The following is a 21,291-nucleotide window of genomic DNA, read 5'->3' on the forward strand; positions in this document are numbered from 1 at the left end:
AATGAGAGAGGTAATAGCTAGCGGTAATGAGCTTGTTGCGATGGCGGCCGTGGATTGCGGTTGTAATTTTTTTGGCGGATATCCTATAACGCCTTCAAGCGAGATAGCTCATGAGTTAAGCGTTCTTTTGCCAAAAAAAGGCGGTAAATTTATACAGATGGAAGATGAGATAGCAGGAATCTCAGTTGCACTTGGAGCTGCTATGAGTGGAGCTAAGGCGATGACCGCAAGCTCTGGACCTGGAATTTCACTAAAAAGCGAGCAGATAGGACTTGGCTTTATTGCTGAAATCCCAATCGTAATAGTAAACGTAATGCGTGGAGGCCCAAGCACCGGACTTCCTACAAGGGTAGCGCAAGGAGATTTGCTTCAGGCTAAAAACCCAAGCCATGGGGATATAAATAGTATCGTTTTAGCTCCTGCTAGCTTAGAAGAGTGTTACACAGAGACGATTAGGGCCTTTAATCTGGCTCAGCGATTTATGACCCCTGTGTTTTTGCTACTTGATGAGACTATAGGACATATGCACGCTAAGGCCATTTTGCCTGAACTTAGCGATATAAAAATAGTAAATAGAGAGCAATTTACAGGCGATCCAAAGGATTATAAACCTTATGAAGCTAAAGCCGATAGACCTGCTGTTCTTAATAAATTTTTTCAAGGCTACAAATATCATATTACCGGACTTCATCATGGAGTTACCGGCTTTCCGACAGAGGACGGAGAGATAGTTTCATATAACATAAATAGGCTTTTTAATAAGATTAACCTACATCTTGACGAGGTAGAAAATAGCGAGGAATTTGAGCTTGAAGATGCAGAAATTTGTATCATAGCATTTGGAAGTGTTGCTAGGGCGGCAAAAGAGGCGATTTTAAATTTAAGAAAAAATGGAGTCAAAGTAGGAATGTTTAAGCCTATAACTTTATTTCCAACTCCTGAAGCGAAGTTAAAAGAGATAGGTAAGAGATTTAAAAAAATACTAATCTGTGAGCTAAATTTAGGGCAATATACGGGAGAGATTAAAAAAGCAATGCTAAGAGATGACTTTAAGACTCTGCTTAAGGCAAATGGACGCCCGATAAGCCCTCAAGAGATAGTTCAGAAAATAGAGGAGTTTTAAAATGGCATTTAATTACGACAAATATTTAAGAATAGATAAGATGCCGACTCTTTGGTGCTGGGGATGCGGGGATGGAGTGATACTTAAAGCTGTTATTAGAGCGATAGATAGCTTAGGCTGGGATATGAACGATGTATGTGTAGTGTCTGGTATAGGTTGCTCCGGACGATTTAGCTCTTATGTAAATTGCAATACAGTTCATACTACTCATGGACGCGCTATAGCCTACGCAACAGGTATAAAGCTTGCAAATCCGGATAAAAAAGTTATCGTGATAACAGGCGACGGAGATGGGCTTGCGATAGGCGGAAATCACACTATACATGGATGCAGAAGAAATATCGATATAAATCATATTTTGATAAATAACTTTATTTACGGACTTACAAATTCTCAAACCAGCCCTACGACTCCTCGCGGTATGTGGACCGTAACGGCTCAATACGGAAATATAGATCCAACTTTTGACGCATGCAAGCTAGCTACGGCTGCGGGGGCAACTTTTGTAGCCAGAGGAAGCGTGATAGAACCTGTCAAGATGGAAAAGATGCTAGTAGAAGGATTTAGTCATGATGGCTACTCTTTCTTTGATATTTTTTCAAATTGCCATATAAATTTAGGTAGAAAAAACAAGATGGCAGAGGCAACTAAGACACTTGAATGGATAGACGGTATAACTTTAAGCAAGACAAAATTTGATCTGATGAGTGAAGATGAGAGGATGGGTAAATTTCCTCTCGGAGTTTTGCATAAAGATAGCAGTAAAACAGAATACACAAAGGCTTACGATCAAATCATAAAAGCCGCCCAAAGTGGCGAGAAAATCGACTTTAAGGATATAAATTGAAAAGAGAGCTTAGATTTGTCGGGGTTGGCGGACAAGGTGTAATTTTAGCCGGAGAAATTTTAGCCGCCGCCAAGATAGAAGATGGAGGATATGGGGTCAAAGCATCTACTTATACTTCACAGGTTAGAGGCGGTCCTACTAAAGTTGATATAGTATTAGACGAAAGCGAAATTTTATACCCATATGCAAATGAGGGTGAGATAGAATTTATGCTTGCAACGGCACAAGTAAGCTACAATCTTTTTAAAAGCGGAGTCAAAGAGGGTGGTATAATAGTCATAGAGCCAAATTTGGTCAAAGCTAGCGATAAGGATAGAAAAAAGTGGAAAATTTATGAAATTCCTATTATCTCGATAGCTAAGGACGAAGTCGGAAATGTCATCACGCAAAGCGTTGTAGCCTTGGGAGTAGCTGTAGAGATGAGTGGTTGCTTGGATGCCAATTTAGTAAGAGAAGTTATGCTATCAAAGGTACCAAAGAAAGTCTATGAGGCCAATGCTATGGCTTACGAGCTAGGATTAAAATACGCTAAAGAGGCAAAAGAGAGTTAATTAATACAAAATTTATAAAGGAAAAATATGAAAATAGGAATTTTTTACGCTACGGGAAAGGGCGATACCGCAAAGGCTTGCGAGTATCTGGCTTCAAAATTGGGTGCTAAAGTAAAGGCTGTTAAGGAAGTAGAGCAATCAAGCGAGTTTGAAGACTTTGATCTTTTGATTTTAGCAAGCTCAAGTTATGGATTTGGTGAACTTCATGATGATTGGAAAGCAAAATTATGCCTGTTAAAAGAGGCTAAGTTAAAAGGCAAAAAAGTAGCTATTGTAGGAGTTGGCAACCAAGAGCGCCACGGTGATAACTTCTGCGGCGGTGTAGTTGAGTTTTTGCCTTGCATAAAAGGAGCCTTATTGCTTGGTACCAGTGAAAAAGACGGTTATAAATTTGACTACTCTTCATCGTTTATAAATGATAAATTTATAGGTCTTGCGCTCGATACAAAAGGCGATAAGGAGTATGAAAAGCGCATTGATAAGTGGGTAAGCAAGATAAAAAATCAAATTTAGATTTTTATACCGCCAATAGTTAATTGCAATTAGTAAGATATTTCTTGTTAAATAAGTGTATTTTAGCAAGTCTGAACGCTATCTTGCACTTGTTTAGCAATGGATAAAATTATTTATTGCATTTCATTTAGATAAAACAGCTTTAATACTATAAGCATTCACACAAAATTATAAATAATACTTTATATCATGGATAATAAATTTAATTTTATTTATATTGATATTGACTTTTATTTTATATCTTATTATAATTTCAAGAGCATATTTTATTTTCTTATTATAGGAGTAAATCATGAAAAACTTTCAAGAAGCACGAAACAGGCTACAGTTGTTTTGCTAGCGATAGCTATGTCGGGATTTGCTCAAGAGGCGGATAAAGTCGTATCCGATAATTCGCTTTTAAAAAAAGATACGAAAACAAGCGAATATTCGGATATAAAACTAAATATTTTAAAATATGCTTATATCCCCACGGATAAGCTCTTAATGCTTTGGAGCGACAACTCTTATGCTGATAAAGCCATATCAAACCCTGCGATATTGTTTAACGACAAAAGCGATGACGTAGAGATAAAGGCTTATTATCAAGTTTCAAACGGAATTAAAAATTTTTCCATACCCTACCTTGAAAATATAGAAGAGTTATCAAGCGGTCGGATTAAAGAGATTTTACAAAAACGAGATTCGTCTTGTGATTTCAGAGCAACTTCCTGCGGAGATTATGCTTAAGGTTTTAACGGATATAGAGTTTAAGAGAGATTTTATAAGTGATCCAACTAAAACTTTATCCGATTTTGGCTATGATCTAAAGGGCGATTATAAAATAAATATATATGAAGATACCGCCACTACAAAACATCTAATCATGCCTAATTCTCCTATCAATTTAGCTCAAAAAAGCAAAATTGATAGCGAGATAGAGTATTTTTTAAAAGATAAAAGTAGCTTATTATCAGAAAATCAGAATAAGAAAGTTATTTATAGCTTTATATGTAATAATTGTCATGAACCATTCGATACTAAAATTCGTATCGAATGCACATCTTTACCCACTTGTCAATAAGGAGAAAAAATGGAAAATTTAGTAATTATAGAAAATTCGGCGAATTTTGATCCGAAAGATATCGATGAAATTCAGTTATCTATAGGTTTGACGGAGCAAAAGTATATAGACGCGGCTCCTTTGTATTCACACTATGATATGTTTAGAAGCTATGATTATGTAGCTATCGCTAAGATAGGAAAAAAGACTATCGGAGTTTTGCATGCTTTTTCGGATAGAGATAACTTTGCCACATCTTATCTTTACGGTATTATGGTTCATAAGGATTATCAACGTAAAGGAGTAGGACGAGCTTTGATGAACGCTTTTAATAAAAGATTTGCTCATACTACGACTTGGGTCGTAACGCCGATTAGCAAAAATAGGGATGCGGTAGCGTTTTTAGAAAAATTCGGTTTTATAGAAAATTCTAAAAATTTCACGATTTGCTCTAGAAAAAGAGTGCCTAGAATAAATATAAATGAGTGATTTTGCTAAGGCTATCTGCGATCAATTTCCAAATTGCATATTTAGCGAAAAGTTCGTTTTAAAAATAGAAGAGTTTTTAAAACAGACTAAATTTATAAGTAGCGCTCAGTGTATGGCATTTGATAAGAGATTAAACGGAAAGATAAATTTAGAAAATTTTAAAGCCGATATATCTAGTATTAATCTATACGCTGAGTATATGCTGCAAAAATATATTTGCAAGGCTATTTTAGATATCAAAAAATATTTAAAGTCGGATGCCGTTAAATTTAACGATATTGAATTTGCTAGCAAAGAGACGCACAATGAAAAGCGAAGCATACTTATATTTAGCGCAAACGACAAAAAGCTTGTGTATAAGCCCTATAACGTAAAACACTTAAAAGTTTTACTAGATATCTTTAATCATATTAAGCAAAATTTAAAATACGATATATCTATGTTTCCTGAAATTTTACACTATGAAAAAGATTATTGCATTATAGAATTTTTAGATAGCGATCAAAATTTAGATGAGACTAGATTATGCTACTGTATAGGGGCGGCTTTAGCTTTTAGTTATTGCTTTAGAATTACCGATCTACATAGCAAAAATATCTTATATGCAAATAACTCTTTTTATATCTTAGATACCGAAACTTGCTTTTATAGAGATGTTTATGCGGATCATTTTGCACTAAGCTATACGGGGCTTTTAACGACTAAGAATAGTTGTGGACTTTTTGATAGGACTACAAAAGATATGATCGTGCAAATAAATAAAGATTTTGAAGTCTCATTTTTAAGCGATAGAAGAAATAGTCCGAAAATTCTTAATATAAAAGATAACGCACGTATCGTTTATAGGGGCTTTAAGGATTGTTATAGGGCGATTATGAAGCATAAAGATAAGATTTTAGAGATTATAAATTCAAACGATTTGATATTAAGATTTGTATTTAGACCGACTAGCGTTTATATAAAATGGATGATTTTACTATTTACGCCGTCTTTAAATTTTAAAGATAATATAATCAAACTTCGTAATGAGATGACAAAATATAAAAAAAGGAAATATATCTGAAGAAAATTATCAAGATATAATAAAAAACGAGCTAGCCGATATGATACTAACCGATGTGCCGTATTTTTATTATGATACTATAAAAAACTGCATATATCATAAAGATAGATTAGTTGTGGATAATTTTTATAAGGAAAATTTTAGCTTTTTTGTAAAAAGATGGCTTGATAGTATAAATAATAAAAATTTTATAAGTTTGCAAAAAGAACTAAACTACTTAATGGCTTTAAAAAGATAAATATCTCATATATAAATTTGATTTTGATAGAAAATTAAAGGCTTTATATACTTAAACAATATAAATTAGATAATGCTATATGATACGAATCTGTAGCTATATCCATACCTTTAGCAAAGCAAAATATACATTGTCCGTATTTCAAAAAACATATAAGGCATATAGCTGCATTACAAATAATATCTTTAAACTTAAGACTTGGTATCAAATACCAATTTTATTTATTTTATAATTAAAAATTACGATTGAGCCTTATTTATACAAAACAGACCCCAGTCTTACCATATTTGAGCCGCATTTTATGGCCAGCTCAAAGTCGCCACTCATCCCCATAGAGCAAATTTTAGCTCCGTGCGGTTCAAGCTCTTCATAAATTTTACGCGTGATTTCAAAGCTTTTTTGGATACTCTTTATATCATCCACGTGCGCGCCGATACTCATCACTCCAGCAGGACGTAAGAATTTGCAGCTCTCTTTGATAGACAAAAATGTCTCCACCGCCATTTTGGCTTCCACTCCTTGCTTGCTCTCTTCTTCGGCGGAGTTTATCTGAAGCAAGCATTCAAGCTCATAATCAAGCCTTTTATCCACTTCAAGCGCAGCCTTAAGACTCTCACAACTTTGCCAAAGAGTGGGGCGAAGAGATATGAGTTGGTTTATCTTGTTACTTTGAAGACGACCGATAAAGTGCCATTTTATAAGATTCTCAGGCAAAATTTCAGCTAAAATTTGCTGCTTGTTTTTAAGCTCTTGAACTCTATTTTCGCCAAAGTCGATCTGCCCCTCATTAAAAAGCTCTAAAACCTCTTTTGTGGTTACGTTTTTACTAACGGCTATGAGTTTAACCTCTACACCGATGTGCACCTTTTTGATACGCTCTAAAATTTCATCTAAATTTTTCAATTACCGACTCCGCCAAGCCTTAATATATCGTTGAATGTAGCAACTAGCATAAGTGTAATCAATAAAGCCCATCCGCAATATGTTAGGCCGATATAGACTTTTTCATTCATTTCTCGTCTAAAAATCAGCTCATATATATTAAATAGAATATGTCCTCCGTCAAGTGCTGGGATGGGAAGTAAATTTAATACGCCTAAATTTACAGAGATTAAAGCAGTGATTACAAGAAGGGTTGATATACTTATCTGTGCGGCTTTAGAAGTAATATCTGCTATCTGAATTATACCTCCCATATCTTTTATAGGCACCACGCCCTCTATTAGCTTGCCAATGCCTGTAAATATGAGTTTTGAGGCGTTTATCGTCTCATTAAATGCAAATTTTAAAGAGTCAAAACCTCTGCTTTTTAGATTTATAACCTCGCCTGAAGGAGAAATTCCTATAAGTGGTTTTTCTATTTTTTCTCTGAAAAGATTAACGCTTTCGCCTATTTTTGGCGTTAATTTTACAGTTTGTATCTTTTTGTTTCTCTCTATTTCAATTAGGGTTTGAGTTAGCTTTACATTTTTGCTTATATCGTCCCATTCACGAATTTCTACTCCGTTTATGCTTAAAATTTTGTCGTTTTTTAGCAGTCCAGCTTTTTGTGCGGCTGAATTTGGCATTACGTTTCCAACTGTAGGAGCCAGCCTATCCACACCAATATATCCAAGCGCAATAAATATTAAAAACGCTAAAGCGAAGTTAAAAAATGGTCCAGCAAAAAGTATAAAAATACGTCCAAGAGGGCTAAGTTTGGTGTAGCTATCATCATCCATATTTTTTAGATTTGGCTTTGTATCCTCTTGTCCTTTTAGGCTCACATACCCACCAAGAGGAATAGCTGAAATCGCATATTCGGTTTGTCCTATGCGTTTTGAGTATAGACTATCTCCAAAGCCTACGCTAAATTTTAAAACTCCTACATTTAAAATTCTAGCTGCCATAAAGTGACCAAGCTCGTGAAAAAAAACCAAAAAAGATATAGCAAAAACAGTTATAAAAAAATACCATGAATAAGCGTAAACACCTAAAATAAGCAACAAAACTACAAAAATTATACTTTTCAATATTTACCTTTTTTATAAAAACTGGCTAAATTTAGCATTTTATTTTAAATTTTACGCTTAATATTAATCTATCTTATCACTAAGCAAAACGGCTATAAATTTAGTGTTTGGATTGGCGTCAAGTGCTATTTTAAGGCTCATTGTAAGAGGAACAGCTAAAAACATTCCGCCGATTCCAAATAAAAATCCCCAAAAAAGTAGACTCATTAATACAACTAGCGTGCTTATACCAAGCTCTTTACCTAAAAATTTAGGCTCTATAAAATTTCCTATTGCAACATTTATTACAAGATATAAGGCTATCGTCCAAACGGTCGAGCTTACATCGCTCATCAAGAGTGCAACTAAAATAGCAGGTATTGCAGCTATGACCGAGCCTATAGTTGGTATGAAATTTAAGACAAAGGCTACTATTCCCCAAAGCGGTGCGTAAGGCACACCGATGATATGAAGTCCGATAAAGATCAAAATTCCGGTAGCCAAAGAGGTTAATGACTTAATCTCCAAATATCTTTTCAAATTTGATATGAAGGTATCTGCTATCTGGTTTGCTTGAGGATTTTTGCTAGCGAAATACTCGATTTTTTGATGAAATACATTGGTTTCAAACAACATAAAGGTAACTAATAAAAATATAAAAAAGCTCTTTGATACAAGTTCTGTACTCCCTTTTAATAGAGTGCCAAAGGCGGCAAAAATTTTATTAGGGTCAAATTCGCTTGGTACTACTATATCTTGTGTATTGATAATATCATATCTCTCAATGATCTGAATAGTCTGATCGCTAAAAGTTTTAAACTTTTCCTGAAGCTCCGGAAGATAGCCAAGAAGTCCATTTATAGTAGTTATAACAGTATTCGCAATAAAGCCAAGCGTTACAAATACAACTCCAACAACAACCATAAAAGCTAATATTCTAGGAAATTTAAGCCTTTGGAGATAATTTATCGCAGGAGACATTACTATGGCTATAAAAACTGCTATAAGGAAGGGAAATACAACCATACTTGCAGCCTTTAAACCTGCGGCTACAACAACAAAGCTTGCCAGATAGACTATTACTAGATTACTTCTCAAGCAAATATTCCTTTATCTCGCAGATCTTATATATGCAAATATATACTCAAATCCAGAATATAGTGTTAATGCTACGGCAAACCATAAAAGTGCATTGGCAAAAGGCCACTGCATGATCAAAAATCCAATGGCTATCATCTGAAATACCGTTTTTACCTTGCCTGCCATTGAGGCGGCGAAATTTAGCCCCTCTGCAGCTATCACTACTCTAAAACCTGTTATAAAAAATTCTCTTATAAGTATCAGATATATAGCCCAAGGATTGGCTCTATCCATCATCATAAGCCCTAAAAATGCGGCTAAGGTTAGCATCTTATCGGCCAAAGGATCTATTATGGCACCAAGCTTTGTTTTTTGATTCCAAGCTCTTGCGATATATCCGTCAAAAAAATCTGTCACGCTGGCTATTGCAAAAATTAGTCCCGCAAAATAGTTTATCCAGCTAATATGGATATTTTCAAAATGAGTATTTGCATTTACAAGAATATAAAACATAGCAGGCGCCAGTAAAATGCGTAAAAACGCAAGGATATTCGGTAAATTTAAACTCATTTAAATGTTGTTCCGCCATCTATTATAAATGTATGACCGGTTATCCAGCTAGCCTTGCTTGAGCATAAAAACAGGCAAGCTCCGGCTAGATCCGTAGGCTGACCTATACGATTTAACGGGCTTAGCTTAGCTGTCATATCTCTTACTTCTTCATAGTTTGTAAAGGCTCTTAAAGCATCCGTTTCGATAGGACCTCCGCTTACTATGTTTACTCTAATGTTTTTTTCTCCAAGCTCTGTTGCGGCGTATCTTGCCATAGCTTCAACAGCAGCCTTTGAGGCTCCGTGACCTGCGTAGTTTTCTATATATACTAAATTTCCGGTTGAACTAAGAGAGATAATACTACCACCGCCGATTTTTTCCATTCTCTTGGCGGCCTCTTGAGCTCCTACCACAAAGGCATTTACAGTAGCGGTAAAGATATTATTTATACCTCTTGGTCGAAGTTTCATAAATTTAGTATATCCACCAACTACGGCACGCCCTGAAATAATCGCATTTGATATAAAAAAGTCCACTCTATCAAAATCGGCATCTATAAGCTCGAAAAGATCCTTATATGTTTCTGGTTCAAGTATATTTAAAGAGTAGGCGCGCGCCTTTATTTTGAACTTATCCTCAAACCCTTTGGCTTGCGTTTTGGCTAGTTCCTCATTTGAGTTATAGGTAAAAGCAATATTTGCTCCAACCTCTGCAAACTGCTCTACTATCGCCCTTCCTATACCCCTTGTCCCACCACTTATTACTAAGGTTTTACCTTTAAATTCGTTTTTAAAATCCATTAAAATCCTTTTATCTCATACTGCTTCATAGTCTCTTCTATCTTTTTGAAATTCTCTTTACTAGGTTCGCAAAGCGGCAGCCTATACTCAAGACTTGGAAGTAGTCCCGCTATATACATAGCCGCCTTTATAGGTATAGGATTGCTCTCGCAAAACAACATCTTATTGATATTATAAAGCTTATCATTGATAGCCTTTGCCTTGATATACTCTTCATCAAGAGCCAGATGCGTAAGCTCTGAAATTTTATCAGGAAGCAGGTTTGAGGTTACTGATATGACACCCTTCCCACCATTTGAAAGGATAGGGTAGTTTATAGCATCCTCTCCGCTTATAACGACCAAATTTGGCTCATGAGCAAGCAAATCTACGCATCTATCGATACTTCCGCTCGCCTCTTTTACGCCAAATATATTTTCACAGTCATTAAAAAGTCTAAAAATCGTGAAAGGTAGTATATCCACACCTACACGACCCGGGACGTTATATAAAAGAACCGGAATTTCAACACTTGAGGCTATTGTTTTATAGTGTTGATATAGTCCTTCTTGGGTAGGTTTATTGTAATACGGCGCAACCGAAAGGATGCCGTCAGCTCCATGAGCTTGGGCAAATTGAGCAAGTCCAACCGCCTCATGAGTAGCGTTACTGCCGGCGCCGGCAAGCACTTTTACATTTGTATTTTTGCATGTTTTTACGGCTATTTCTATACAAATTCTATGTTCATCATGGGTTAGAGTGGCACTCTCTCCGGTAGTTCCCACAGGCACTACTGCGTCTATTCCGTTTTGAATTTGCCTTATAATAAGTTTTTCATAACTTTCTTCATCTAATTTACCGTTTTTAAAAGGTGTTATAAGAGCGGTCATTGCGCCCTTTAGAATCTTTTTCATCATTTTTGATCCTTTCTTAAAATAACTGTAGTAGAAGCCCTATCGGTAAAGTATTTTTTAGAAATTTCATTAATATCCTTACCCTTTAGATTTTCTATCTTCTCTTGAAGCTCAAAAAGAGGTTTTATGTCGCCTTTGATAAGAAAATCCCCGTATAAATTCGCAACTCTTGAAGCGCTACCAAAAGAGTGTATGAAGTCCGATTTTATGCTATTTTTTATCTTTGTTAGCTCATCTTGATCTATATTTTCTTTTTTAATACTTTCTAAAATCTGATGTATCTCTTTTTCCACCAATTCGGCTTTTACTCCGGGATTGCAAACCGCTATTATTATAAAAAGACCTTCGTCGATATTGTCCATATTGTAAGCATAAATTTGATTTACTAAACATTTTTCATCAACTAAAATCCTATGCATTACTGAGCTTTTACCACTACTTAAATACTCGCTTATAGCGCCTAACGCCACCTGATCTTGATGGTTAAACGGCGGAGCTTTAAAGGCAATCGCGATCATCTCCACTTCGCTCTCTTTATAAATTTCAACCCTCTTTGCTCCATTTTGAACAGGTTCTACGCAGTGAATATTTGGAATATCCTTTGAGTTTTTAATCTCTTCAAAATGCTTTTTACCAAGCTCGAATGCCGTTTTTTTATCTATATCTCCGCTGATTAATAGTATCGCATTTTTAGGCTGATAAAAGATAGAATGAAATTCTTTTATATCTTCAATTGTCCAGTTTTTAATATCCTCTATAAAACCTATCGGCGTCCAATGGTATGGATGATAGGTAAAGGCTGTATTAAAGAGAGTGAAGTACAAAAAACCTATAGGGTTATTATCTGTACGCCAAAGCCTCTCTTCTAAAACAACATTTCGCTCAGGCTGAAATTCCTTGTCTTTAAGGCTTAAATTCGCCATTATATCAGCGTATAATCCTAGCGATTTGTCTAAATTTTGCTTTGAGCACTTAACAAAATAGTGAGTATAATCAAAGCCTGTGCTTGCGTTATTTATACCGCCAAAACCCTTGACTATCTTGTCGAACTCTCCCGCTTTTAGATTTTTGGTAGATTTGAAATTTAGGTGCTCTAGCATATGAGCTATTCCACTTTTTCCCATTACTTCGTTTCTTGATCCTACCTTGTAAAAAAGATCGATACTGATTACATTTGAGCCTTTATTTACCGGAATGTGATAAATTTTAAACCCGTTTTTAAGTTTAATTTTTGAATATTTTAAAAGCATATTTTTTCCTTATTTTCCTATATCTATTCCCACGGCTTCGCTAATATTTGCGAATCCGTCTCTTTCAAGCAGCTCTAAGAGCTCTAAATTAATATACCTACAAACAGCAGGACCTCTAAATATAAAAGCGGTGTAAATTTGAACCAAATTTGCGCCCATTCTAATACGCCTATAAGCCTCTTCGCCGCTATCTATACCGCCACTTGCGATTAATACGGTTTTACCAAACAATTCATCAGCTACGATCTTAAAGAGGCGTCGAGATTTTTCAGTAATCACTTTACCGCTTAGTCCGCCAAAATTTTGTAAATTTTGTGATTTACTAAGGCTATAATCAACGCTTGTATTGTTTATGATAACCCCGCTTGCACCACCTTCGACTGCTGTTTTACAAATTTCAACTGCTTTTTCATCGTCCATATCTGGTGCAATCTTAAAAATAATAGGTTTTGTAGTTATAGAAGTTAGCCTGTTAAAAAGCTCCTTCACGAACTCTACATTTTGCAGATCACGCAGGTTTAGCGTATTTGGAGAAGAGATGTTTATAACAAAAGCATCACAAATATCGCTAAATTCTTTAGTTAAATTTTCATAATCTTCAAGTGCGTTTTCATTTGGAGTTACTTTATTTTTGCCTATATTTGCAAAAAGAGGTATGACAAAAGGGTATAGTTTTTGAACTCTTTTTGCTATTTTTTTTGCCCCCTCATTGTTAAAACCCATTGCATTTTGGATACTCTCTTCTTCTACAAGCCTAAAAAGACGGGGTTTTTTATTTCCGCTTTGGGGCTTGGGAGTCAAGGTCCCAAACTCTATATGACCAAATCCAAGTGCCGTTAGCGGTTTTAGCATAGTAGCGTTTTTATCAAATCCTCCGGCGATTCCTATAGGATTATTAAAAACCAAATTAAATAAATTTTGCTGAAGTCTAGCATCATTTACGACACATTTATTGGCAACAAAACTCATTGAACCCGGAAATATCTTATCTGCATAGACCATCGCACACTCCGCTATCGCGTGTGCAGTTTCTGGTTGAAATTTAAAAAAAATAGTTTTTAAATTATTATAATTCAAGATCTTTCCTTTAAATTTTCGCTGATTTTATCAAAACAGAGCTTAAATTAGCGATTTTTATTACCTTTACAACTATCCTATCTTAGGCAAAGAGCCTTTTAGCTTTTGATAAATTTCACAGCCTTGACTAAGCTCTTCATCACTACCAAATCCTACTACTTTACCACCGTTTATAACGGCTATTTTATCGGCATTTTGAACCGTACTTAGACGGTGGGCTATGACGATAATTATCTTCTCGTGTTGTAAATTTGATATCGCCTTTGTGATCTCTTTTTCACTCTCGTTATCAAGAGCCGATGTAGCCTCGTCAAATATCAAAATTTGCGGATCTTTATATAAAGCCCTTGCGATAGCTATCCTTTGGCGCTGACCTCCGGAAAGATTGGTGCCAAACTCATTTAAAATCGTATTAATCCCATCTTCAAGCGCACAAACAAATTCATAAGCATTAGCCATCCTTAAGGCTTTTATCACAGCTTCCTCATCAAATTCTCTTCCGTAAGCTACGTTATTTGCAATCGTATCGTTAAATATATATACGCGCTGAGTAACAAGGCCGATATTATCCCTCAAAGATCTTATATCAAATTCTCTTATATTTGTTTCGTTTATTAAAATTTCTCCGCTATTTGCATCATAAAACCTCATCAGTAGATTTACGATTGAACTTTTGCCTCCTCCGCTTGAGCCTACAAGTGCTATCATTTGAGATTTTAAAGCGGTCAAATTTATACCTTTTAATATCTCTTTATCTGCATAATTTAGTCTCACATCTTTAAATTTAACCGACTCTATAACCAAAGGAATCTCTTTATCTCCACTTTTTATAGATGGGGTTTTGTCAAGTAACTCAAATGTCCTCTCTGCGGCAGCTACGGCATCTTGAACCTTGTTATAAAGCTTTGAGATTCTTTTAACCGGAGTATATAGCATAAAAAGTGCGGTCAAAAACGAAAAGAAGCTTCCCATGGTGATTTGTCCGTCAATGACCTCTTTGCCACCTATTATTACAACCGCGGCAACACCTATGCTGCCGATAACCTCCATTATCGGACTTACGGATTCATCTATTTTGACGCTTTTTAAATTTAGCTTAAAAAATTTATTGTTTTCGTCTATAAACCTGCCATGTTCGTATTTTTGAGCATTATTTGCCTTAATTATCTCAATATTTGTAAAAATTTCACTAAGCCTAGAGCTAATATCAGAAGTCTTCTCTTGCGCCGCTTTTGATAGTTTTTTCATCTTTTTTGCAAGTAAAGAGAGCGGATATATCGCTACAGGAAGCACTATAAGAGCAAAAAAAGCAAGCTGAGCGCTTTGATATATGACAACGCATAACAGCCCCACTATAGTAATACTCTCTCTTATCATCTCAGGAATCATTGAGGAAACTATGCTTCTTATGCGCTCTATGTCATTGATATTTCGGCTTATAAGCTCTCCTGTACGAAATTCGTTAAAAAATTTCATATCTAAATTTAACAAATTTCCAAGTAGCTTCTCTCTAAATCTACGCACTACGTCTTGTCCTATAAAAGCCGTAAAATAAGCTTGCAGAAAAGTTCCAAGACCCTTTAAAAAGTATATCGCGACTATGGCGTATGGCAATAGATATAATAACTCTTTATTTTTATCTATAAAAATTTTATTCAATACTGGCTCTATAACCCAGGCTGATGCCGCAGTGCCACCGCTAGCTAAAAGCATGCCGGTTATAGCTAAGGCAAATTGCGGGATATAGTCCTTAAAGTATGGTGCAAATCGCTTAAATACGTCCTTTAAACCCATAGATTTCATATTTTTTCCCACATAGTGCCACTTGGAGTATCCATAATAGCTATTTGCATCGAAGCAAGTTTCTCTCTAATCTCATCGGCTTTAGCGTAATTTTTTAGCTTTTTGGCTTCATTTCGCTCTTCTATTAAGCTTTTTATTTTTGTTTTTTCCTCATCGCTTACGCCAAACTGAAAATACTCATATACATCGATTTGTAAAATTCCAAGCACTCTGGCTATTAGCTCTAAATTAGCTAAAATTTCACCTTTTTGAGATTTATCCTTTGGATTTTGATCTAAATTTTCGTTTGCTGTTTTTACAAATTCATCTATTGTGGCAAGTGCTTTGGAGGTATTTAAATCATCTCTCATGGCATTTAGAAACTCTTCTTTAAACTCTTTGTTTTCTTTTCCTAAATTTGAGTCTATAACTCGCTTTTTAAGCCTATAAATCTTATCAAGCCTCTTTTTGCTAGCCGATAAATCCTCGTCAGAATAGTTAAAATGAGCCCTATAATGAGAGCTAAGTAGATAAAATCTCAAAACCTCGCCAAGATTTTGCTTTAAAGCATCTTTAACAAAGAAGCTATTTCCAAGACTTTTACTCATCTTTTCATCGTTTACTTTAATAAATCCGTTGTGCATCCAGTATTTTGCTAGGGTTTTTCGCTCACCGCATCTACATTGGGCAGCCTCGTTTTCATGATGTGGGAAGAGCAGATCTATACCTCCTGCGTGTATATCTATCTCATAATCTTGTCCGCTTGAGAGGTATTTTTTTATCATCGCCACACACTCGGTATGCCAGCCCGGACGGCCTCTACCAAATGGACTTTCGTACCATTTTTTATCAAATTTCCATAGTACAAAATCCTCTTCATTTCTCTTATCTATATTTGACTCAACTCTGGCGATATTTTGATCGCTTTTAGCTTTTCCACTTAGGCTTAGATACTCGTTATCTTGCGCAGTGTCAAAGTAAATCCCGTCTCCTTCTATCTCGTAGGCTATATTTTTATTTTTTAGATTTAAAATATACTCTATTATCGCGTCAAGGCACTCGGTAGCCTTTGGCTCTATATCGGCCTCAAGTACGTTTAAAGCTTGCATATCATCTTTATAGCTTTTAATATATCTATTCGTGATAGACTCTAAACTCTCACCGGTTTCATCCATCTTTTTTAAAATTTTGTCATCAATGTCGGTAAAGTTTTTTACAAATTTAACATCAAATTTAAGCTCTATTAGTATTCTTCTAAGCAGATCAAAGCTAATAGCGCTTTTAGCGTGCCCAAGATGCGAATCATCATATACTGTTGGTCCGCATACGTAAATTCTAACCTTTCTGGCTTCAATAGGCTCAAAATTTAACTTTTGTTTTTTTACACTATCAAAAATTTGCATCTATAAATTTCCTTAAAAATATTAAAATAATCACTTCTACGAACAAAATAATAGCCATAATTCCTAATCTTTTAAAGTTGATTATAGCCAAAAATCTTTTAGTCCCAAAGGCTCGTATGGTTAGTATAAGTAGCGCAAAACCTCCAATTGAGCTAGCCAATGCTAATCCGAAAGCTCCATAATATTTCATTAAAATAACTGCCAATATTAAGTTTATTATCAAGGTTATTACCGCGATTTTAGAAGTAGTTTTTTGCTGCATTTTTGCATGAAGCCATTTTGAAAAAATTTTAGCCAAGCCAAACGGCACAAGTCCTATCATATAAGCCTTTAGCACAAGAGCTGTATTGGTCGTATCTTGCGCATTGAACTGACCTCTTTCAAAGAGTAGTTTTATGATAGGATCTGCTAATACAAAGCCTCCTATTGCCGCACCAAAAAGCAGGAAAAATAAAGTCTCAAACCCTTTATTCATAAATTTTAGAGCCTCTTTTTCGTTACCGGCTTTTAAATTTCTTGCTATTTTCGGGAAAAGCGCGGTAGAAAGAGCTATGGCAAAGACTGCAAGTGGAAGCTGAAAGATGCGATTAGCGTAAAATAAGTAGCTAATGCTTCCGGATACTAAAAAGCTAGCAAGCCAAGTATCCATAAAAGAGCTTATTTGCATTGCGGATGAACCAAATAAACCATGATAAAAATTAGCAAAAAAGCCCTTTGTATCAGCTCTTTTTCCTTTGATAAATTTAATTATTCCTCCAAAGAATATCTTTGACATAGAAGTAAGATAAAGCGCTATTAAATGAGATATTACTTGTAAAATTCCTCCCGCAGCCACTCCAAAGCTTAGATAATAAGCGACAACTTTAGGCTCTTTACCTTGAGCTAAAACAAGCGCAAATATCATAGCTATATTTAAAAGTGCGGTTGAAAATGCAGTTGTGATAAAGTGTTGTCTATACTGAAGCAAGGTGGCAATAAACGTGACTACGTAAATTAGTCCAAGATAGTAAAAATTTATCTTAACTAAAGGAATAGCTTGAGAGATTTGGCTCTCGTTTAAGCCCGTTGCGATAATTTTTGTAAATTGAGGAGCAAATAGATTAACTAATAATGTCAAAATCATTACAAAAAATAAAAATTTTAAAAAAATTTCAGCAGAAAATACGCTTTTATTTTTAGAGTGAGTGAAATTTGGTAATAATGCATCTCCAAATGCTCCTTCTGCAAAAATTCTGCGAAATAGATTTGGGATTTTAAAGGCTATAAAAAATATATCACTATAAATTCCTGCACCAAGAGTAGAAGCCGTCATCACGTCTCTGAAAAATCCTAAGATACGAGACACCATAATGCCGGCACTATTTGAAAAAAAGCCTCTTATAAACATAAATTTCCATTTTGATATTGTTGCTGAAATAATATTTAAATTTATATTTAAAAAACGTAAAACTAGACCCTATAAACTAGTTTTAATTAAATTTTAGAGAAAATAGACAAATTTAAAAATAAGAAATTTGAGAGAATGTTGGGTGGAAAATAGTCAAAAAGAGCCAATTTACCTTGATCCTATTGCAATGGACACTATAAATCCTTATAGTGAAATTCCTGTTTTAGCTAGAAATTTTAATGTCGATAGCAAATTTATAGATTTTAAAATTTTATCGATTGTTACAGAATATAAGTTAATAGGTGATAGTGAAAGTAAGATATTAGAAGATGTCGAACTTGATATTTTTGACGACGATACATTCTATGTAAATCAAGTTGAAAACATAAAACAAAGCTATAAGGTAGAATTTTTTGACACAAGAAGAAAAAAACAACATTTACTACCGGATATCTCTATAAGTGCCAATAAAAACCTGACTAAGATAGTAGCTACAGTTTTTAAAAGCAATGACGTAGTTTACTTTAAAGAGTTCGAAAATAAAGTAGCCGAATTTATCTATAAAAAATTAATTAAAGTTGGAATTTTAGTAGGAATTAGAAATAAGGCTATGAAAAGCGAACTAAGCAAAATTTCATCGTTTTTAAGAGTAAAAGAGATAATAGATAAAGACTATACCTTTGTAGTAACTTCCGGCGTAGATAAAAAAGACTCTATCGATGATTCTATTATATATCATTATAAAAATAAGATTCAAAAGACAGATGATAGTGACAGAATAAACTACGCCAATCGCGGCTATCTGCTTGGAGTGGCCCAAGGCGAGCTTATAATAGAATATCAAAAGCCTGTTTTAGGTAAATCAGGACGTGATGTAAGAGGTGCTTTATTGCCTGTGATGGAGACTAAAACGACTGTTGTAAAGATGATAGAGCATAGCGATGAGATAGAAGAGAGGGTGGATGACTCTGGTATAAAATATTATTCCAAAAAAGCAGGGTATGTTTACGATCAAAAAAATATATTTGATATCAAAGAAGAGCTTGACGTAAACGAGATCTCCTTTAGAGCAACAGGCTCGATAGATACCGGTCTTGATAATAACGTAGTTTTAAATGTTAAGGAAAAAGATATTACAAAAGATGCTATAGGCGACGGAATGAGCGTTGAAGCCAATGAAATAAATATAGAGGGTAATGTAGCACAAAATGCTGTAATCAAAGCAAACAAGGTAAAAATTGGCGGACAAACTCACGCAAAAGCTCATATAGAGGCTAAAGAGGCTAAAATAGCCGTGCATATAGGAAGCTTTGATGGAGATCATGTAGAAATAGATCGCCTTGAAAACGGAAGAGTCAAGGCAAAAACAGCAATAATAAAGTCAGTGCTTGGCGGTGAAATCATAGCTGAAAAGCTAGAAATAGGAGTGCTTGCCTCAAATTCAAACATAATAATAGCAGACTCCATTGAGATAAGGCAGCTTAAGGGTGTAAATAATAAAATTCTAGTAGATTTTAGCATGGTAAAAAATACTGGCGAAACTATAAATAAAAATTTACAAAAAATAAAAGAGATTAGAGAGCAGATAGTAAAAATGCCTAAGCAGCTAGAGGCCAAAAAGTGCATCATAGAAGAAAATAGAGGGCCCATTAATATCATAAAAGAGAAAATGGAGGAATTTAGAGCTTCTAAAAATTCCCCCCCTGTAACTTTTATAAAAAAACTTAGAGAATATCAGCAACTAGTGCATGAATACAACAGTCTTTTGACTGAATTTAACGAAAAAAAATCCAAAATAACAGATCTTAAAGATGAAATTCAAGCCATTCAGGATGGAATTTTTAATTCAAAGGTTATAAATCATAGTAACTGGCGTGAATTTAATGAGATAAAATTTAAGTTAGTAGATCCTCCAAGAGAGATATCTTATGTAACTAGAGAAAATGAAATAGCAAGAGTTTTAACGATTAAAAAAGTAGAAAATGAAAACGGAGAGATCGATTACGTAATCAGGAAAAATAATAATATAAGAAAGGCCTAAAATTGCTTTTTGGTCTTAAATTTAAAAGTGATTTTTACGATTGCTCAATTAAAGATGATGGATCTCTTGAGATAAATTTAAAAAATTCTTGGGATTTTAAATTAAAAAGAGATATCTTAAATCAAATTTCAGCCATTTTATTATCCAAAAAATTTAAAAGAATTATCTTAAATTTTGCAGAAATTACCGAGCTTGACTATGCTGCGGCTCTATTTATAAGCTCAGCTGTTAAAAAATCGGATAAAAAATATGAGCTTATAAATTTACGCAATAGTCATGAGAAAATTTTTACATCAATCAAAAAAGAGTTGTCAATGGCTGTTAAAAAAGACACTCTTGCTCCTGCAAAGAAAATTATCAATATAAAAAATACAAAAAATTTTCTTTATGAAATAGGGGAAAAAATAGGTGAATTTTACTTTGGAGCAGTTCTGTTTTTTACTTTTTTAGGTGAATTTTTAGTTAAATTTATAAAAACTATCTTTATACCAAAGACCCTTAGAATCAAAGAAATTTTAGCTCATTTTGAAAATGCCGCTATCAAGTCAGCGTTTATAGTCTGCCTCACTTCTTTTTTGGTGGGTATAGTTTTAGCTTATCAGGGAGCTAATTTATTAGAGCAGTTTGGCGCAAGTATAATAATAGTCGAGATGATGGGTATGTTAACTCTTAGAGAGATAGCACCTTTGATTGCTGCCATAGTTATCGCCGGACGCCTAGCATCAAGCTATACCGCGCAGATTGGCGTGATGAAGATAACAGAAGAGATAGATGCTATGAAAACTATGGGGTTTGATCCCTTTAAATTTTTAGTCTTGCCAAGAGTTATCGCACTAATTTTTGCTATGCCTATAATTGTATTTTTAGCCGATTTGATAGGGCTTTTGGGCGAAATGGTAGTATGCCAGACATATCTTGATATTAGTTTTGGCGATTATTTGGCGAGGTTTAAGCAAGAGGTAGAGATAAGACACTTTTACGTGGGTCTTTTTAAAGCTCCTTTTTTTGGTATGGTTATAGCATTTATAGGGTGTTGGCGAGGATTTGCAGTTGGCGGAAATACTCAAAGCGTAGGCAAATATACAACCATAAGCGTAGTAAATGCAATATTTGGAGTAATAATGGTAGACGCGTTATTTTCTATAATATTTACTCAGCTTGAGGTGTAA

The 21,291-nt window shown here is 34.7% G+C and carries 22 protein-coding genes; 11 read left to right on the forward strand and 11 right to left on the reverse strand.

Annotation, left to right across the window (positions count from 1 at the left end):
• The first annotated feature begins 1 nt into the window (after position 1).
• The 9 genes from CDOM16189_RS04755 (at position 2) to CDOM16189_RS04795 (ending at position 5,866) form a co-directional block, all read left to right on the forward strand.
• Positions 2-1,123, forward strand: a complete 1,122-nt coding sequence (locus tag CDOM16189_RS04755) for a 2-oxoglutarate synthase subunit alpha (protein WP_169974683.1) — start codon at positions 2-4, stop codon at positions 1,121-1,123.
• Between the two features lies 1 nt (position 1,124).
• Positions 1,125-1,970 (forward strand): 2-oxoglutarate ferredoxin oxidoreductase subunit beta, encoded by an 846-nt coding sequence (locus tag CDOM16189_RS04760; RefSeq protein WP_169974681.1) that lies wholly within the window; start codon positions 1,125-1,127, stop codon positions 1,968-1,970.
• Positions 1,967-2,521 carry a 2-oxoglutarate:acceptor oxidoreductase subunit OorC gene (locus CDOM16189_RS04765; protein WP_169974679.1) on the forward strand — a complete coding sequence of 185 codons (555 nt, stop codon included), beginning with the start codon at positions 1,967-1,969 and terminating at the stop codon, positions 2,519-2,521. The genes CDOM16189_RS04760 and CDOM16189_RS04765 overlap by 4 nt, the downstream gene beginning before the upstream one ends.
• Before the next feature lie 27 nt (positions 2,522-2,548).
• Entirely contained in the window at positions 2,549-3,034 is a 486-nt protein-coding gene (locus tag CDOM16189_RS04770) for a flavodoxin domain-containing protein (protein WP_169974677.1), read from the forward strand.
• Positions 3,035-3,382: 348 nt separating this feature from the next.
• A complete protein-coding gene (locus CDOM16189_RS04775) occupies positions 3,383-3,763 on the forward strand; it encodes a hypothetical protein (protein ID WP_170000784.1) in 381 nt (126 codons plus the stop codon).
• The gene (locus tag CDOM16189_RS04780) at positions 3,756-4,097 is read left to right on the forward strand and encodes a hypothetical protein (RefSeq protein WP_169974673.1); all 342 of its coding nucleotides are present in this window, start codon (positions 3,756-3,758) and stop codon (positions 4,095-4,097) included. The genes CDOM16189_RS04775 and CDOM16189_RS04780 overlap by 8 nt, the downstream gene beginning before the upstream one ends.
• 9 nt (positions 4,098-4,106) lie before the next feature.
• Positions 4,107-4,565 (forward strand): GNAT family N-acetyltransferase, encoded by a 459-nt coding sequence (locus CDOM16189_RS04785; RefSeq protein WP_169974671.1) that lies wholly within the window; start codon positions 4,107-4,109, stop codon positions 4,563-4,565.
• Positions 4,558-5,628, forward strand: coding sequence for a DUF4135 domain-containing protein (locus CDOM16189_RS04790; protein WP_169974670.1), 1,071 nt, complete (start codon positions 4,558-4,560; stop codon positions 5,626-5,628). The genes CDOM16189_RS04785 and CDOM16189_RS04790 overlap by 8 nt, the downstream gene beginning before the upstream one ends.
• Before the next feature lie 40 nt (positions 5,629-5,668).
• Complete coding sequence (locus CDOM16189_RS04795; protein WP_169974668.1) at positions 5,669-5,866, forward strand: hypothetical protein; 198 nt, start codon at positions 5,669-5,671, stop codon at positions 5,864-5,866.
• A 252-nt stretch (positions 5,867-6,118) separates the two neighbouring features.
• Here CDOM16189_RS04795 and CDOM16189_RS04800 read toward each other — a convergent pair whose 3' ends face one another.
• The 11 genes from CDOM16189_RS04800 to murJ all read right to left on the reverse strand — a co-directional run bounded on the left by CDOM16189_RS04800 (position 6,119) and on the right by murJ (position 18,081).
• Positions 6,119-6,769, reverse strand: coding sequence for a YggS family pyridoxal phosphate-dependent enzyme (locus CDOM16189_RS04800; protein ID WP_169974666.1), 651 nt, complete (start codon positions 6,767-6,769; stop codon positions 6,119-6,121).
• A complete protein-coding gene (gene rseP, locus CDOM16189_RS04805; RefSeq protein WP_170000785.1) occupies positions 6,766-7,878 on the reverse strand; it encodes an RIP metalloprotease RseP in 1,113 nt (370 codons plus the stop codon). The genes CDOM16189_RS04800 and rseP overlap by 4 nt, the downstream gene beginning before the upstream one ends.
• Positions 7,879-7,941: 63 nt before the next feature.
• A complete protein-coding gene (locus CDOM16189_RS04810; RefSeq protein WP_169974662.1) occupies positions 7,942-8,955 on the reverse strand; it encodes an AI-2E family transporter in 1,014 nt (337 codons plus the stop codon).
• A 12-nt stretch (positions 8,956-8,967) separates the two neighbouring features.
• Complete coding sequence (pgsA, locus tag CDOM16189_RS04815) at positions 8,968-9,507, reverse strand: CDP-diacylglycerol--glycerol-3-phosphate 3-phosphatidyltransferase (RefSeq protein ID WP_169974661.1); 540 nt, start codon at positions 9,505-9,507, stop codon at positions 8,968-8,970.
• Entirely contained in the window at positions 9,504-10,289 is a 786-nt protein-coding gene (locus tag CDOM16189_RS04820) for an enoyl-ACP reductase (RefSeq protein WP_169974659.1), read from the reverse strand. The genes pgsA and CDOM16189_RS04820 overlap by 4 nt, the downstream gene beginning before the upstream one ends.
• Positions 10,289-11,185, reverse strand: coding sequence for a 4-hydroxy-tetrahydrodipicolinate synthase (gene dapA / locus CDOM16189_RS04825; protein WP_169974658.1), 897 nt, complete (start codon positions 11,183-11,185; stop codon positions 10,289-10,291). The genes CDOM16189_RS04820 and dapA overlap by 1 nt, the downstream gene beginning before the upstream one ends.
• Positions 11,182-12,432, reverse strand: a complete 1,251-nt coding sequence (locus tag CDOM16189_RS04830; protein WP_169974656.1) for a M16 family metallopeptidase — start codon at positions 12,430-12,432, stop codon at positions 11,182-11,184. The genes dapA and CDOM16189_RS04830 overlap by 4 nt, the downstream gene beginning before the upstream one ends.
• A gap of 9 nt (positions 12,433-12,441) precedes the next feature.
• Positions 12,442-13,509, reverse strand: a complete 1,068-nt coding sequence (locus CDOM16189_RS04835; RefSeq protein ID WP_169974654.1) for a quinone-dependent dihydroorotate dehydrogenase — start codon at positions 13,507-13,509, stop codon at positions 12,442-12,444.
• 72 nt (positions 13,510-13,581) lie between these two features.
• Positions 13,582-15,312 (reverse strand): ABC transporter ATP-binding protein, encoded by a 1,731-nt coding sequence (locus tag CDOM16189_RS04840; RefSeq protein WP_170000786.1) that lies wholly within the window; start codon positions 15,310-15,312, stop codon positions 13,582-13,584.
• Complete coding sequence (cysS, locus tag CDOM16189_RS04845) at positions 15,309-16,694, reverse strand: cysteine--tRNA ligase (protein ID WP_170000787.1); 1,386 nt, start codon at positions 16,692-16,694, stop codon at positions 15,309-15,311. Before cysS ends, CDOM16189_RS04840 begins: the two co-directional genes overlap by 4 nt.
• Positions 16,681-18,081, reverse strand: coding sequence for a murein biosynthesis integral membrane protein MurJ (murJ, locus tag CDOM16189_RS04850; RefSeq protein ID WP_169974649.1), 1,401 nt, complete (start codon positions 18,079-18,081; stop codon positions 16,681-16,683). The genes cysS and murJ overlap by 14 nt, the downstream gene beginning before the upstream one ends.
• Before the next feature lie 142 nt (positions 18,082-18,223).
• Between murJ and CDOM16189_RS04855 the strand changes: the two genes are divergently transcribed.
• Both CDOM16189_RS04855 and CDOM16189_RS04860 read left to right on the forward strand, forming a co-directional pair.
• A complete protein-coding gene (locus CDOM16189_RS04855; protein WP_349304330.1) occupies positions 18,224-20,122 on the forward strand; it encodes a flagellar assembly protein A in 1,899 nt (632 codons plus the stop codon).
• 2 nt (positions 20,123-20,124) lie between these two features.
• On the forward strand, positions 20,125-21,291 hold the full coding sequence (locus CDOM16189_RS04860) for an MlaE family ABC transporter permease (RefSeq protein ID WP_170000788.1): 1,167 nt from the start codon (positions 20,125-20,127) through the stop codon (positions 21,289-21,291).

The organism is Campylobacter sp. RM16189 (assembly GCF_012978815.1).
Lineage (GTDB): Bacteria > Campylobacterota > Campylobacteria > Campylobacterales > Campylobacteraceae > Campylobacter_A.